Origin of the sequence: Arthrobacter sp. Leaf234 (genome assembly GCF_001422665.1) — a bacterium.
Lineage (GTDB): Bacteria > Actinomycetota > Actinomycetes > Actinomycetales > Micrococcaceae > Arthrobacter_D.
The window spans coordinates 249,237-264,482 of the sequence record NZ_LMLU01000006.1 but is presented as its reverse complement, the minus strand read 5'-3'; the positions used below and the strand labels follow the sequence as shown (position 1 = coordinate 264,482).

At 69.4% G+C, this 15,246-nt stretch carries 13 protein-coding genes; 2 read left to right on the top strand and 11 right to left on the bottom strand.

The genetic code is table 11. The features are described from left to right. Nucleotides 1-118: 118 nt before the first annotated feature. Nucleotides 119-2,269 carry a rhamnogalacturonan lyase gene (locus tag ASF21_RS12095; protein WP_235498954.1) on the top strand — a complete coding sequence of 717 codons (2,151 nt, stop codon included), beginning with the start codon at nt 119-121 and terminating at the stop codon, nt 2,267-2,269. Nucleotides 2,270-2,405: 136 nt separating this feature from the next. Here ASF21_RS12095 and ASF21_RS12090 read toward each other — a convergent pair whose 3' ends face one another. The 9 genes from ASF21_RS12090 to ASF21_RS12050 all read right to left on the bottom strand — a co-directional run bounded on the left by ASF21_RS12090 (nt 2,406) and on the right by ASF21_RS12050 (nt 12,286). After that, nucleotides 2,406-4,532: a 3-hydroxyacyl-CoA dehydrogenase NAD-binding domain-containing protein gene (locus ASF21_RS12090; RefSeq protein ID WP_055771457.1), complete on the bottom strand. Its 2,127-nt coding sequence runs from the start codon at nt 4,530-4,532 to the stop codon at nt 2,406-2,408. Beyond that, on the bottom strand, nt 4,529-5,779 hold the full coding sequence (locus ASF21_RS12085) for a thiolase family protein (protein ID WP_055771454.1): 1,251 nt from the start codon (nt 5,777-5,779) through the stop codon (nt 4,529-4,531). The genes ASF21_RS12090 and ASF21_RS12085 overlap by 4 nt, the downstream gene beginning before the upstream one ends. An 85-nt stretch (nt 5,780-5,864) precedes the next feature. After that, a complete protein-coding gene (locus ASF21_RS12080) occupies nt 5,865-7,181 on the bottom strand; it encodes an HRDC domain-containing protein (protein ID WP_055771451.1) in 1,317 nt (438 codons plus the stop codon). A gap of 63 nt (nt 7,182-7,244) precedes the next feature. Next, nucleotides 7,245-7,871 (bottom strand): DUF3000 domain-containing protein, encoded by a 627-nt coding sequence (locus ASF21_RS12075; protein ID WP_055771614.1) that lies wholly within the window; start codon nt 7,869-7,871, stop codon nt 7,245-7,247. A gap of 93 nt (nt 7,872-7,964) precedes the next feature. Next, nucleotides 7,965-9,050 (bottom strand): threonine aldolase family protein, encoded by a 1,086-nt coding sequence (locus ASF21_RS12070; RefSeq protein WP_200914825.1) that lies wholly within the window; start codon nt 9,048-9,050, stop codon nt 7,965-7,967. A 4-nt stretch (nt 9,051-9,054) separates the two neighbouring features. Continuing rightward, nucleotides 9,055-9,759 (bottom strand): SDR family NAD(P)-dependent oxidoreductase, encoded by a 705-nt coding sequence (locus ASF21_RS12065; protein ID WP_055771448.1) that lies wholly within the window; start codon nt 9,757-9,759, stop codon nt 9,055-9,057. Next, the gene (locus ASF21_RS12060) at nt 9,756-11,126 is read right to left on the bottom strand and encodes a DUF6421 family protein (protein ID WP_055771446.1); all 1,371 of its coding nucleotides are present in this window, start codon (nt 11,124-11,126) and stop codon (nt 9,756-9,758) included. The genes ASF21_RS12065 and ASF21_RS12060 overlap by 4 nt, the downstream gene beginning before the upstream one ends. A 234-nt stretch (nt 11,127-11,360) precedes the next feature. After that, nucleotides 11,361-11,786, bottom strand: a complete 426-nt coding sequence (gene msrB, locus ASF21_RS12055; RefSeq protein ID WP_055771444.1) for a peptide-methionine (R)-S-oxide reductase MsrB — start codon at nt 11,784-11,786, stop codon at nt 11,361-11,363. A gap of 14 nt (nt 11,787-11,800) precedes the next feature. After that, nucleotides 11,801-12,286 (bottom strand): hypothetical protein, encoded by a 486-nt coding sequence (locus ASF21_RS12050; RefSeq protein WP_055771441.1) that lies wholly within the window; start codon nt 12,284-12,286, stop codon nt 11,801-11,803. A gap of 101 nt (nt 12,287-12,387) precedes the next feature. Between ASF21_RS12050 and ASF21_RS12045 the strand changes: the two genes are divergently transcribed. Then, nucleotides 12,388-13,674 carry an alpha/beta hydrolase family protein gene (locus ASF21_RS12045; RefSeq protein WP_055771438.1) on the top strand — a complete coding sequence of 429 codons (1,287 nt, stop codon included), beginning with the start codon at nt 12,388-12,390 and terminating at the stop codon, nt 13,672-13,674. On the opposite strand, the gene ASF21_RS12040 is transcribed toward ASF21_RS12045, so the two are convergent. After that, on the bottom strand, nt 13,658-14,110 hold the full coding sequence (locus ASF21_RS12040; RefSeq protein ID WP_055771435.1) for a SufE family protein: 453 nt from the start codon (nt 14,108-14,110) through the stop codon (nt 13,658-13,660). The two genes, ASF21_RS12045 and ASF21_RS12040, sit on opposite strands and share 17 nt — an antisense overlap. After that, on the bottom strand, nt 14,107-15,033 hold the full coding sequence (locus ASF21_RS12035) for a sulfurtransferase (RefSeq protein ID WP_055771432.1): 927 nt from the start codon (nt 15,031-15,033) through the stop codon (nt 14,107-14,109). Before ASF21_RS12035 ends, ASF21_RS12040 begins: the two co-directional genes overlap by 4 nt. Nucleotides 15,034-15,246: the final 213 nt, after the last annotated feature.

Genomic DNA, 15,246 nt, shown 5'->3' with positions numbered 1-15,246 from the left:
CTTCTGCACCAGGACATCACAGGAGATGATAATGGTTTCAATCGTCCACGCACGAAGATCACGACGAGCACTGGGAGCGGCGGCAGCGGCAGCCGTTGCTGCCGCGACATTGGTGAGCATGCCTGCATCAGCTGCGCCGGAAGACACACCGGTCCGGCAGATGGAATACCTCGATCGGGCCCCGGTCGCCGTGACCACCGACGGCGGAGTCTACGTCGGTTGGCGGATGCTCGGGCTCGACGCCGAATCGATCGGCTTCCACGTGTACCGCGACGGCGTCCGCATCACCGGGACCCCGATCACCGGCAGCACGAACCTGCTCGACGCGGAAGGGACCAGTGCTTCGGTCTACCGCGTGACCGCGCTGATCGACGAGCGAGAGGTGACGGTCACCGATGAGTTCACCCCGTGGGGGGACCAGTCCCTGGACATCCCGCTCCAGCGTCCGGCAGGCGGGACGACTCCGGCAGGGGAGGCGTACGAGTACGAAGCCAACGACGCATCGGTCGGAGACCTCGACGGCGACGGCGAGTACGAGATCATCCTCAAGTGGAATCCGACGAACGCGAAGGACAACTCGCGCTCCGGCTACACCGGCAACGTCTACCTCGATGCCTACGAGCTCGACGGCACACGGCTGTGGCAGATCGACCTCGGCCGCAACATCCGTGCCGGAGCGCATTACACCCAGTTCCAGGTGTTCGACTACGACCGCGACGGTCGGGCCGAACTCGCCATGAAGACCGCTGACGCCACGGTGGACGGCGCCGGCGTGGTCATCGGCGACGCCTCGGCGGACTACCGCAGCACGAGCGGCCGCATCCTCGCCGGGCCGGAATATCTGACCGTCTTCGAGGGGTTGACCGGTGCGGCCCTGGACAGCGTCGACTACGTACCGGCGCGCGGAGAGCTCGCCTCATGGGGTGACACCAGCGGCAACCGGATGGACCGCTTCCTGGCCGGCACCGCCTACCTCGACGGTGAGACTCCGAGCATGATCTTCAGCCGCGGGTACTACGCCAGGACCTCCATCGCCGCGTTCGATTTCATGGACGGCAGGATCCAGGAGCGCTGGGCCTTCGATTCGACCACGGCCGGGAACCAGTTCGCCGGGCAGGGCAACCACAACCTTTCCATCGCCGACGTCGACGCCGACGGGTCTGACGAGATCGTCTTCGGATCGATGACGATCGACAGTGATGGCACTCCGCTGTACGCCACCGGCCTCGGCCACGGGGACGCGATGCACGTTGCAGACCACGTTCCGTCCCGTGACGGCCTCGAGGTCTACTCGGTGCACGAGAGTATGACGAGCAGCGGTCAGCGTGCCGCGACGATGCGCGACGCAGGGACTGGCGAGATCCTGTGGTCCATACCCGGTGCCCGCGACACCGGTCGTGGAGCTGCAGGGGACATCGACCCGACCCACGAGGGCAATGAGGCGTGGGCGATCGGCGGCACCTACAAGTTCTCCTCGAAGGTCGGATCACTCCGGGCAGCCGACGGCACCGACCTCGGCGCCAGCATTCCCGCGGCGAACTTCCTCACCTGGTGGGACGGGGACCTGCTGCGCGAGATCACCGACCACGACTACACCGACCCCCTGGAGCTCGCCACCGGCGCGACGCCGACCATCTCGAAGTGGAACTGGGAGTCCGGCGCGGAGGATCGGCTGCTCACGCTCGACGGCACCCTCACCGGAAACGGCACCAAGGGAAACCCGGCACTCCAGGCCGACCTGTTCGGTGACTGGCGCGAGGAACTGGTCTACCGCAGTGCCGACCACTCCTCGCTGAAGATCTTCACCACCACCGCTGTCACCGAGCACCGCATCCGCACCCTCATGCACGACCCCGTGTACCGTCTCGGCGTCGCCTGGCAGAACACCGCGTACAACCAGCCCCCTCACACGAGCTTCTTCCTCGGCGAGGGAATGACCATGCCTGCGGCGCCGAGCATCACCTACGTGAACGCCCCGGTCCTGGATGGGACAGCACCGGTCGTCACAGGGCTGAAGGACACCAAGGTCGGTGCCAAACGGGGGCTCACGGTCGACGTCCGGGCAGAGGACGCCGAATCGGGCGTCCGCTCGCTCATCGTCACCTTCGACGGTCAGGAGATCACTGGAAGCGACGGCCGATACGACCTGCCCCTCGAAGGACTCAAGGGCAGCTACGAGCTGATCGCGACGGCGGTCAACCACGCCGGGATCGAGACGACCGCGGCGGCCGAGATCACCGTGCGACCCGGTAACGGCAAGGCCCACTAGCACGCCGCGCCGCATGTCACAGGCAGTAGCGCAACGGGTGGTGGGGCAACGCCCCACCACCCGTTCCGCTGCTCGCGGTGGCCGTCGCTCGCGGGGAGCGGGCGGTCGACGGAGCACGGCCTAGGCGCCGGTGGTATCAGGCCCGGTGGAAAGCCCTCCCGCGGACGCGCTCGGAGGCACCGACTCGGTCGAGGTACGGGGTGATGCCGCCCAGGTGCATGGGCCACCCCGCTCCCATGATCATGCAGAGATCGATGTCCTCGGGCGCCGCAACCACGCCCTCGTCGAGCATGCGTCCGATCTCGTCCGCCAGCGCGTCCTGCGTCCGGCGGAGCACCTCGTCGGCGGAGGACGGCGACGCATGGCGCTCCAGGAGGGCGAGCGTGGTCTCGGGGACGGTGAAGGAGCCGTCCTCCTGCTTCTGCCACAGCCCCTTCACGCCCGCGTCGATCAGCTTCTGCTGGTTCGCCGAGACGTGGAACCTGTCGCCGAAGGCCGAGTGCAGCGACTCCTGCACATGCTGGCCGACGGGCAGACCCACAAGAGCGAGCAGCATGAACGGCGTCATCGGAAGACCCATGGGCCGCAGTGCGTTGTCGGCCGTCGCCGCGTCGGTCCCCTCGTCGAAGACGGCGGTGATCTCCCCGAACATGCGTCCCAGGATGCGGTTGACCACGAAGGCCGGCGCGTCCTGCACCAGCACGGCGTTCTTCTTCAGGCCCTTGGCGAGGACGAAGGCCGTAGCGAGGACGGCGTCGTCGGTCTTCGGCGCGCGCACCACCTCGAGCAGCGGCATGGCCGCGACGGGGTTGAAGAAGTGGAAGCCGACCACGCGCTCCGGGTGGTTCAGGTCCGCGGCCATCTCGGCGATGGAGAGCGAGGAGGTGTTGGTCGCGAGGATGCAGTCGGGGGAAACCACGGCCTCCACCTCCGCGAACACCTGCTTCTTGACGGAGAGTTCCTCGAAGACGGCCTCGATCACGAAGTCCGCGTCTGCGAACGCGTCCTTCGAGACGGAGCCGGTCACGAGTGCCCTCGTGCGGTTCGCCGCGTCCTGGGACAACCGCTTCCGACCGAGCATCTTCTCGATCTCGGCGTGGACGTATGCCACGCCCTTGTCCACGCGCGCCTGGTCGATGTCCGTGAGAACCACCGGCACCTTCAGCTGGCGCGCGAAGAGGAGTGCGAGTTGGCCCGCCATGAGTCCGGCCCCCACGACGCCGACCTTCGAGACGGGCCGCGCGAGCCTCCTGTCGGGTGCTCCGGCCGGGCGCTTGGCGCGTTTCTGTACGAGGTCGAGGAATGCGTAGACCGTCGCGTGGAACTCCGGGGTCTGCATCAGCTCGGCGAGGGCCGTGCACTCGGCCGCCGCGGATTCCTTCCGCGTGAGCGTCAGGCCTGCCTCGAGCAGGTCCAGCACGCGCGACGGCGCCGGCGCGGCATTGCCGGTCTTCGCCTCGACGAACGCCCGCCCCGCGGCGACCGCGCCCGTCCACGCGGCGTCGTCGTAGGAGCCGAGCTCGGCACGGCGGCGGGTGACGGCCTCCAGTGTCCCGCCGCCGGTGAGGATCCGCGCCGCCCAGAGGAGTGACTGCTCGAGGTAGTCCGCCGGCTCGAACAGGGCATCGGCGATCCCGAGCGCATGCGCCGAGGCGCCGTCCAGGCTGCGGTTGTTGCTCAGGGGATTCTCGATCATGACCTTGACTGCGTTCGCGGGCCCGACGAGGCGCGGGAGGCGGTACACGCCGCCCCAGCCCGGAACCAGGCCGATGAACGCCTCGGGCAGACCGATCCCCGTGGCGCCCGAGGACACGGTCCGGTAGTTCGCGGCAAGGGCGATCTCCAGCCCGCCACCGAGGGCCACGCCGTTGATGAAGGCGAAGCTCGGCACGCCCAGATCCGCGAGGAGATCGTACGCCTCGTGCCCGAGCTCGGCCATGAGGCGGCCCAGGTGCTCGGACCTCACGCTCTTGACCGTGCTGAGATCGGCCCCCGCAACGAGGAAGTACGGCTTGCCGGTCACAGCGACACCCTGGATCTCACCGTGCGCAGCGCGCTCCTTCAGGCCCTCGAGCGTCCGGCCGAACTCGATGAGCGTGTTCGGCCCGAGCGTCGTCGGCTTCGCATGGTCGAGGTCGTTGTCGAGCGTGATGAGAGCCAGGACGCCGGCGCCCTCCGGCAGGGTGATGTCCTGGACGTAGGAGTGGGTGACGATCTCGGTGGGGACGAGTGCTGCCAGCTCGTCGTAGCGTTCGAAGCTCATGCTGCGTCCTGTCCGTAGTGCTCGTGGTGCGGGTTCTCCCAGATGACCGTGGCTCCCATGCCGAGGCCTATGCACATGGTCGTCATGCCGTAGCGCACCGACGGGTCCTCCTCGAACTGGCGGGCGAGCTGGTTCATGAGCCGGACGCCGGAGGAGGCGAGGGGGTGCCCGACGGCGATGGCGCCGCCGTAGCGGTTCACGCGCGGGTCCTCGTCGTCGATGCCGAAGTGGTCGAGGAAACTCAGCACCTGGACGGCGAAGGCCTCGTTGATCTCGAAGAGCCCGATGTCGGAGATGCCGAGCCCTGCCTGACGCAGCGCCTTCTCGGTCGCCGGCACCGGTCCGATCCCCATGACCTCGGGTTCGACGCCGGCGAAGGCGTAGGCCACGAGGCGCATCCGGACCGGGAGGCCGAGCTCGAGAGCGGCGTCCCCGGAGGCGAGCAGCGCGGCGGTCGCCCCGTCGTTCAGGCCTGCCGCATTGCCTGCCGTGACACGGCCATGGGCCCGGAAGGGCGTGCGCAGGGACGCGAGGTCCTCGACGGTCGTGTCGGGGCGGGGAGGTTCGTCCACGGTGTTCAAGGTCCAGCCCCCGCCGGCCTTCCTGCCCGCGACGGGGACGAGATCCGGCTGGATCAGCCCGGCCTCGTAGGCCTTCGCCAGCTTCTGCTGGCTCCGCACGGCGTAGGCATCGGTGCGGTCCTTCGTGATGTCCGGGAAGCGGTCGTGCAGGTTCTCCGCGGTGTTCCCCATGTTCAGTGCAGCGGGATCGACGATGCGCTCCGACATGAAGCGGGGGTTCGGATCGGCTCCCGAGCCCATCGGGTGGTTCCCCATGTGCTCGACGCCACCGGCGATCACGACGTCGTACGCGCCGAAGGCGATACCCGAGGCCGTCGTGGTCACGGCGGTCATGGCACCCGCGCACATGCGGTCGATGGCGAAACCCGGTACGGTCCGGGGGAGTCCTGCGAGCAGGGCGGCGGTGCGGCCGATCGTCAGGCCCTGGTCCCCCGTCTGGGTCGTGGCGGCGATCGCGACCTCGTCGACGCGCTCGGCCGGCAGCGACGGGTTGCGGCGCATGAGGTCGCGGATGCACTTGACCACGAGGTCGTCGGCGCGCATCCCGGCGTAGATGCCCTTCTCGCCTGCTCGGCCGAAGGGTGTGCGGACTCCGTCGACGAAGACGACGTCGCGGACGGCACGTGACGTACGCCGCGCGGCAGGGGTCTCGGTGTGTTGGCTCACCTGGTGCTCCTCTTCGAGTTGTTGATCCGCGATCATGTTACTGGTGGGTAACATAGCGTGCAAGCAAGCCCGGGAGGCGGCGGGCTCAGTCGCCGGCGGCAACCTGCTGCTGTGCCCGGCCCTTGTCGGGCAGGGGATCGGGGTCGAGGAACGCCACTGTGATGACCGCGGCGATCTCCTCGATCTGCCAGGGGCGCGCACCGAGGTCCGCCAGGGCTGCCGAGACCGATTCGAGGGACACCTCGGCAGGGGGCCGCCAGGCGATGCGCCGCAGGTAGTCGGGGGTGAGCAGGTTCTCCACCGGCATGCCGAGCGACTCGGCGCGTGCTGCGACGCGGGGCCGCGCCGTCAGCAGCCGGGCGGCTGCCTCCGGATCCTTCTCGGCCCAGATGCGAGGGGGTGGGGGGGCATTCGTGGAGATGTGCAGCGGCGGCAGGTCAGTCAGCTTCCGCGCGTCGCTGATGCACTTCAGCCACCGCGGTGCTTCCTTCTGCGCGGCGCGCCCGTGGAAGCCCTTGGTACCGAGCAGCTGCGGGACGGTTGCCGGCATGGCCTTGGCGGCAGCGATGATGGCGGAATCCGGGACGAGGCGCCCGGGAGCGACGTCGCGTCGCTGGGCGAGGTCCTCGCGCTCGAGCCACATCTGCCGGACGGCCGCCAGCTGGCGGCGGTCACGCAGCTGGTGCAGCCCGGAGGTCCGGCGCCAGGGATCGACGCGTGGTTCCGCCGGCGGAGTCTGCCGGATGTGCTCGAACTCCTGCTCGGCGATGGCCAGTTTCCCGTCGCGTTCCAGCAACTCGGCGAGCCTGTCGCGGAGCTCGGCCAGGACCTCGACGTCGAGCGCCGCGTAGCGCAGCCATGGCTCGGGCAGCGGTCGCTTGGACCAGTCGGCGGCCGAGTGCTCCTTCGCCAGGCTGAAGCCCAGCTGGGACTCGATCACGGCCGCGAGGCCGACCCGCGGCAGACCGGCCAGACGGGCGGCGAGCTCCGTGTCGAAGAGATGATCGGGCCACATCCCGAGCTCGGAGAGGCAGGGCAGGTCCTGGCTCGCGGCATGCAGGATCCACTCGACGCCGTCGAGGGCGTCGTCGATGATCCGGAGGTCCTCGAAGGGCTCGGGGTCGATGAGCCAGGTCCCCGCTCCCTCACGCCTGATCTGCACCAGGAACGCGCGCTGTCCGTACCGGAACCCCGACGCCCGCTCGGCGTCGACCGCTGCTGGTCCGGTACCGGCGGCGAGGGCCGCCGCCGCCCGCTCGAGCCCGGCCCGGGTGTCGACGACGAGGGGGACGCCGTCACGCGGCTCGGTCAGGAGGGGGAGTTCGATCGGGGCATCGGCTTCGGTGGCTGCGGGACCGGACGCTTCGGTGCTGTCCGTCTGCTCGGAGGTGTGGGAACTCATGGTGATTTCAGTCTATCCCCGCGCGGCCGCCTGCCGGGCGGAACCGGACGGCTCCCTGACCGGTCAGGATCGGCGGTGGGGCAGGTGCGCGACGCCGGCGGGAAGGGGAGGCAGGCCGGCGAACGTGCAGACCATCTCGGACCACGCCTCCAGGTGCCGCTGCACGTCGGAGGTCTCGGGTGTCCAGGAGGCCCGCAGTTCGATGTCGATCGTGTCGGGGCGGTCCTCGAGCGTTCCATAGCTCTCCGACAGGATCCGGGTCGCTGTACCGCCGGTGCTGTGGTGGCGTGCACCATGGTTGTCGAGGGCCTCCACGAGCCACGTCCAGGCGACGGATCCGAGCAGGGCATCGTTACCCATGTCGGGTTCGAGCTGCGCCCGGATGTAGGTGACGATCCGGAAGCGCCCGTTCCAGACCTCGGAGCCCTCCGGGTCGTAGAGGAGGATGAAACGCCCGGTGGCCAGCTCCTGCGGTTCGGGCGGAACCAGCAGGGTGCGGGCCGGTCCATGCAGGGGCGGCGGCACGACAGGTGTCGCCTCGAACACCTCGGCCCCGAGCGCGACCGCGAACGGGGCGAGGCGTGAGGGGGCCGGGATCTCCTCGAGCCTGATCTCGCTGCGCCGGGCCGCTGTCCGCAGGCCGGCGAGGGCGTCGAGGAATTCCCCAGGAAGATGGGATACGCCGCCGATTGCACTCACCCCCGCAGGCTACGCCCTGATCCCGGCGGACGTTCGGCGGCGCGCCGCTCCCGGGAGGTGTCGGCCTCCCGGATCACGGCACCGTCAGTTCGACACTTCCCGGCGGATCGCCTCGATGAAGGCGTCGACATCCTCCTCGGTGGTGTCGAACGAGCACATCCAGCGCACTTCGCCCGTGGCCTGGTCCCAGTCGTAGAACCGGAAGCTCTCGCGGATCCGGTCCGCTGCACCGGGCGGAAGGATCGCGAAGACGGCATTGGCGGTGGTTTCCTGCGTCAGGGCGACACCCTTGATGGCGCGCACGCCCTCGGTGAGCCGGGCGGCCATGGCGTTCGCATGCGATGCGGAGCGCAGCCAGAGATCCCCCTCGAGCAGGGCGATGAGCTGGGCCGAGACGAAGCGCATCTTCGAGGCGAGCTGCATGTTCAGCTTGCGCAGGTAGTCGAGTCCGGTGGAGGCCTCCTGGTCCAGGACCACGATGCACTCGCCGAACATCAGCCCGTTCTTGGTGCCCCCGAAGGAGAGGATGTCCACGCCGGCGTCGCGCGTGAAGGCTCGCAACGGCTGGCCGAGGGCCGCGGCTGCGTTGGCGAGCCGCGCCCCGTCCATGTGGACGCGCATGCCCCGGGTGTGGCAGTGGTCGGCGATGGCCCTGATCTCGGCGACCGAGTAGAGCGTCCCGAGCTCCGTGGTCTGCGTGATGGAGACGGCGAGCGGCTGCGCACGGTGCTGGTCGCCCCAGCCCCAGGCCTCGCGGTCGATCAGCTCGGGCGTCAGCTTGCCGTCCGGCGTCGGGACCGTCAGGAGCTTGATGCCGCCGACGCGCTCCGGGGCCGCGTTCTCGTCGACGTTGATGTGCGCGGTCTGGGGGCAGATCACGGCACCCCAGCGCGGCAGGATCGACTGCAGGGACAGGACGTTGGCGCCGGTGCCGTTGAACACGGGGTAGATGGAGATGCCCTCGCCGAAGTGCTGCTCCATCACCTCCAGCAGGCGCGCGGTGTACTGGTCGTCCCCGTAGGCGACCTGGTGCCCCTCGTTGGCGGCCGCGAGTGCGGTCAGCACCTCGGGGTGCACGCCGGAGTAGTTGTCGGAGGCGAAGCTGCGCTGCGTGGGGTCGTGCAGCGCAGGGGAGGCGGGAGCGGCGGGAATCATGGTCTCGGTCACCATGCCATTATCCCCGAACGGGGTCGATGCGGGCCCCGTTGATCTCCGTGGCCGGCCGGCCGGGGAGGGACGCGAGGATCCGGGCGAGGTCCGCGACGTGTGTGTACCCGGGGAAGGTCCGCTCGGGGTGCTCCGCCCGCATGCGGTCGTCCACCAGGGCCTTCACGACGACGGCCGTGGCTGCCGCCGCCGTCCCGTCCTTCGAGAATCCGTCGGCGACCGCCTGCAGCCACGCGTCGACCGATGCCTTGACGGCCGCGTACGAGGCATTGCCGGCGGTGGGTGCTGCGACGGCCGTGGCGGACACGGCCGCGAGCCGTCCGTCCCGGGCAGCCAGCTGGTCGTAGAACGCGCGGCTGGTGGTGAAGAGCGTGACGAACACCGAGCGGTGCAGGGTGTCGTAGTCGGATCTCGCCTGCGTGGTGATGCCCCTGGCCCCGCGCCATCCGCCGACGAGGTGGAAGAGCGCGTCGGCGCCCCCGTGCTGGACGAGGACCTCCGCCGCGAGGGCGGCGACGGCGGACTCGTCCGTCAGGTCGCACACCCGCCGGTCGACGCCGTCGAGCCCGTCGAAGGCCGACGCGAGGCGGCCGGCATCGGTTCCCACCGCCACGACGGTGAAGCCGTCCTCGAGCAGGGCCCGCGTGAGGGTCGCGCCGGAGGCGCTCGAGGCGCCTGCGACGACCGCCGTCCGTGCTCCGGCTCCCGTCATGCCGCGTCCGCGGTGATGCCGGCAGTGGACTCGATGACCGGCTTCATCTTGCGGTCGAGGGCCTCGAAGAACATCGACAGGGGGAACTCGTCATCGAGGACGGCGTCCGTCAGGCCGCGCGGCGGACCCATGAGTTCGAGCGCCGCGGGCCCCTTCGCCCACACCGAGGCGGGGTGGGGCGTGACCGTCGCGGACACGAGCTCGTAGGCGGCGAGCCAGTGCGCGATCTTCGGACGGTCGATCGAACGCCAGTACAGCTGCTCGATCTGCTCGCCGAGGGCGACGACGACGTCGGCGGCCTTGTCCCAGTCGATGGTGAGCTTCGTGTCGGTCCAGTGGAGGACATGGTGCTGGTGCATCCAGGCGAAGAGCAGCTGGCCGCCGAGGCCGTCGTAGTTGCGCACCCGGCTCCCGGTGATGCTGAAGCGGAAGATGCGGTCGAAGATGACCGCGTACTGCACGAGCCGGGCATGCTTCCGGGCCTCGGGTGATGCGTCCTCGTCCTTCTCGATGCGGACCGACTCGCGGAAGGCCGTCAGGTCGCAGCGGAGCTCCTCGAGGGAGTAGAGGAAGAACGGCATCCGCTGCTTGATCATGAAGGGGTCGAAAGGCAGGTCGCCGCGCATGTGGGTGCGGTCGTGGATCAGGTCCCACATGACGAAGGTCTCCTCCGTCAGGGTCTGGTCGTCGAGCAGCTCGATGGCATCCTGGGGCAGGTCCAGGCGCGTGATCTCCGCCGCTGCGCGGACCACCCGGCGGAAGCGGGCCGCCTCGCGATCGGCGAAGATGGCGCCCCAGGTGAAGGTCGGGGTGGAGCTGACGGCCACGGTCTCGGGGAAGAGCACGGCGGAATTGGTGTTGTAGCCCTCGGTGAAATCGAGGAAGCGGATCGGGACGAACAGGGCGTTGGAGTAGGCGCCGGCTTCGAGCTCGTCGATGAAATCGGGCCAGAGGACCTCGATCAGCACGGCCTCGACGAGCCTGTTGGTGCTGCCGTTCTGGGTGTACATGGGGAACACGACGAGATGCTGCAGCCCGTCGACACGGTCCAGCTGTGGCTGGAAGGCGAGGAGCGGCTCGAGGAAGTCGGGGACGCCGAACGTCCCGGTCCGCCACGCCTCGAAGGCCGTGACCGTGTTGGCGAGGTACTCGGCATCCTGGGGGAAGAGCGGCGCGAGGTCCTGGACGGACTGGATGATGGCGGTCGTCAGTGCTCCGGCGGCATCGTGGTGTCCGGGATCCGGGATCGAGCCGTCCTTGACCTGCAGGAGGCGCAGCTCCTCCACGGCGTGCTTCAGCGAGAGCCAGGACGCGTGCTCGTGGGGGGTGTTCCGGGCAGATGTGCTGTCGATCGGGGCGAGTGTCATGGCTCCTGCTTCCTCGGGACGGGCCGGGCGGTGTACGTCTGCGGCGAGCGTAGCAAGGGGAACAGGAATACTTACAGAGGAGTTCGGTGAGATCCAGAGTTCCTTACGCTGGGACGTCAGGAGGTCCCGCCGAGGACCAGTCCTCCTTCACCGCCCGGGAGGATCATCACGAGAACGACGAAGGCCGGCGCGGGGGCCGGCCTTCGTCGTGCAGCGGAGCGGGTCGATCAGGCCCTAGGAGGCTTCGACGAGCCGCATGGAGATGGAGTTGATGCAGAAGCGCTGATCTGTGGGGGTGTCGAAACCCTCGCCCTTGAACAGGTGGCCGAGGTGCGAGTCGCACCGGGCGCAACGGACCTCGATGCGCTCCATGCCGAGGGAGCGGTCATGGAGGTAGCGCACCTTGTCCTCGGCGAGGGGTGCCCAGAAGGACGGCCAACCGCAGTGGGAGTCGAACTTCTCGTTGCTGGTGAACAGCTCGGCGCCGCAGGCCCGACACGCGTAGGTGCCCTCCGCCTTGGAGTCGTAGTACTCGCCGGTGTAGGGACGTTCGGTGCCCGCCTTGCGCAGGACCTGGAATTCCTCGGGCGTCAGTTCCTGCCGCCACTCGTCGTCGGACTTGTCGATGTCAGGCAGGAATGCCTCGCGTTCGGTCGTCATACCGTGCTCAACGCCTACGAGTCGCCAATAAATCCCGATCCCGAGTACAGGTGCAGCACGGCGATGCCGAGCTTGTCCTGCGCCCTGTTGGCCCAGTCGGTGTGGAAGGTGTCCGCCATCGCGTGGGGTCGGGTGATCACGACGGCCTGGGTCGCACCGCCGGCGGCGGCCTCCTCCACCAGCGCGTCCACGGGGTTCCCGGTGGTCGTCCGCCCGCGTGCGGTGAAGCCCTCGCGGGAGAGCAGCCGCAGTGACTCCTCGACGGCGGCACGTGCCGCTGCTTCGTCATGACGTCGGTCGTCGGGCGAGAAGCTGCGGAAGGCCTCGCCGACCTCGAGGAGGCTCAAATGGCGGAAGAACTCCCCGAGCACCGACTCGTTCCGGTCCTCGGGGATGAGGACCACGAGATCCGCGGGGTCATCACCCTGCAGGGTCCGCAGGTTCAGGAGATCGGCGGGCGTCAGGGCTTCCTCGGTCAGCACGAGGATCGTTTGGCTCATGGCGCCACTGTACTGCCGGCGGGGGAGCCTCGCCTCGCCACGGGCACCGGAATGCGGCGGCACGTCGCAGGACGGGCCTCGGGCAGGGTAGAAATGGAACCATGGCATCGACGAGGTCACCGGCCGCAGAGCAGCGGCCCCCTGCTTCCTGGCTCAGGTGGACCGCCCTCGGGATCGGGGCGGGAGTAGCCCTTGCCTCCTCCGCGGCCGGCGCCGTCTCCGGGCTGGCCGTGTACTTCGCGCGGCAGATCGTGACACCCTCGCGCGTCCGGGTCGAGAACTTGGACATCCTCGCAGTGGTCGGAGCCACCGGCCGGCAGACCGTCATCCTCCCCGCCACCGACGACACGACGATTGAGGGGACCTACAGCCTCCACTTCGCCCAGGGAACGGGGCACGCGCGCATCGGCGCCATCCGCTCCTACGTGCCCCGGGAGGGCACCGTCGAGCGTGAGGTGGAGCAGGTCTACGCGGGTGACCTCGCCGCGGCGACGAGGGGCTGGTGGGGCGGCGCCGTCTACCCCAGCCCCTTCGCCATGGGCTTCGCCGAGGAGGAGGTCCTCATCCCGGTCGAGGGCGGTTCGGCACCGGCCTGGCTCGTCCGGGCCGAGGGCCCCGCCAGTACGTGGGCCGTGATGGTGCACGGTCGGGGTGCCTCCCGCGCGGAAGCCCTGCGCGCCCTGCGACCCGCGCGCCGGCTGGGGATGACGAGCCTCGTGCTGTCCTACCGGAACGACGGCGAAGCCCCCTCGGCACCGGACGGCAGGTACGGACTCGGGATGACGGAGTGGCACGACGTCGATGCCGCGATCGACTACGCGGTGTCCCACGGTGCACGCGACGTCGTGTTGTTCGGCTGGTCCATGGGCGGCGCGATCGTGCTGCAGACGGCCGATCTCTCGCGCCACAGGCGGCGCATCAGGGCGCTCGTGCTCGACGGACCGGTCATCAACTGGATCGAGGTGCTCGCCCACCACGCCGAGCTCAACAGGATCCCCGCACCGGTGGGCCGCCTGGGCCAGTACCTGCTGGCCAGTCAGCGGGCCCGACGCATCACCGGGCTGGCCGCGCCCCTTGACCTCAAGAGCATGGACTGGATCGCCCGCGCGGAACAGCTCACCCTGCCGACCCTCGTGCTGCACAGCGAGGACGACGAGTTCGTGCCCATCGGGCCCTCGGCGGAACTCGCGGCGAAGAACCCGACCTTCGTGACGCTCGAGCGATTCCAGCGGGCGCGCCACACGAAGGAGTGGAACGTCGCGCCGGAACGGTGGGAGAGCGTCGTCGAGCACTGGCTGGACGACAACGTCTTCGGCAGGACCCTGCCCGGCGGTCGGTCCGCCGGGCCCGCGGCGCAGGAGCCGCCCGCGCCTACGCCTCGTCCCTGACGGACTCCCGGATCTTCCGCTTGATGCGCCCCAGCATGGCGGACATGCCCCGCATGCGCAGGGGAGTGATGGCGCGGGTCAGGCCGAGGCGGTCCGGGACGTCGTCTGGCACGGCGAGTACCTCCGCGGCCGGGAGTCCGTCGAGCCCCTCGAGCAGCACGCCCGCGAAACCTCGGGTCGTGGGAGCCTCGGGGGGTGCCGAGAAGAAGAGGTGCACCGGGTGCCCGGGGGCCTCGCCGATCTCCATCGTGAGGAACAGCGGGCTCTGGCACTCGACGACCTGCTCCAGCAGCTCCGGGTGGTCGCTGTAGCGCTCCGGCAGGGCGGGCAGCTCCCGGGAGAAGTCGAGTAGCAGCTGCAGGCGGTCGGGCTCGGTCAGGTCCTGGAAGTCGTCGATGATCTCGGCGAGCTTCGCGGGGACGGTCCCGGTGGTCATCGTGCGGCCTGCGCGGAGCGGTTCACGGACACGGGAACCTCGCCGGGCTCCGTGCCTCGGACGATCGGGACACGGACCGCGTTGCCCCACTCGGTCCAGGAGCCGTCGTAGTTGCGCACCCGCTCGAAGCCGAGGAGGTGCGTGAGGACGAACCACGTGTGGCTCGACCGCTCGCCGATCCTGCAGTAGGCCACGACGTCGTCGCCGTCCTTCAGCCCGGCCTCGCCACGATAGATGGCATCGAGTTCCGCCCGTGTCCGGAAGGTCCCGTCCTCGGCCGCGGCTCGCGCCCAGGGGACGGACGCCGCCGTCGGGATGTGGCCGCCACGGAGCGCACCCTCCTCGGGATAGGCGGGCATGGTGGTGCGTGCGCCGGTGTACTCGTCGCCGGATCGGACGTCGATCAGTGGCTTGCCGAGGTGCTCGAGCACATCACCGAGATAGGCGCGGATCGAGGAGTCGTCGCGCTCGACGACGGGGTAGTCGGTGGCGACGACATCGGGCCTGTCCGTCGTGATGTCCCGACCCTCGGCGACCCAGATGTCGCGGCCTCCGTCCAGCAGGCGCACGTCCTCGTGGCCGAAGAGCGTGAAGACCCAGAGGGCGTAGGCCGCCCACCAGTTGCTCTTGTCTCCGTAGATGACCACGGTGGAGTCGCGCGCGATGCCCTTGGCGGCCATCAGGCGCGAGAAACCCGCGCCGTCGATGTAGTCGCGCGTGACCTCGTCGTTGAGCTCGGTGTGCCAGTCGATCTTCACGGCACCGGGGATGTGGCCCGTCTCGTACAGGAGCACGTCCTCGTCGGACTCGACGACGACGAGTCCGTCGGCGCCGAGATGCGCGGCGAGCCAGTCGGTGGAGACGAGCCGCTCCGGATGGGCGTATTCGGCGAACTTGTCCTGCGTGTCTGGTGCCAGGGTCATTGCGGCCTTTCGCATAGCGGTGTGCACGGTGCTGGTCTTCCCCTACCCTAACCACGCGAGGCGGCAATTCCTTCCGGTCGCCGGAGGCTGTGGGGGAGCGGTCGACGGCGAGGTCAAGGCGCGGTACCGGCGCCGGAGTGGGCCGCCCGCGGTGCGCACCGTGCCGTAGTCTGGCGTAGCGGGGCGGCGCTGTGACCACACCGCCGTCGTGTG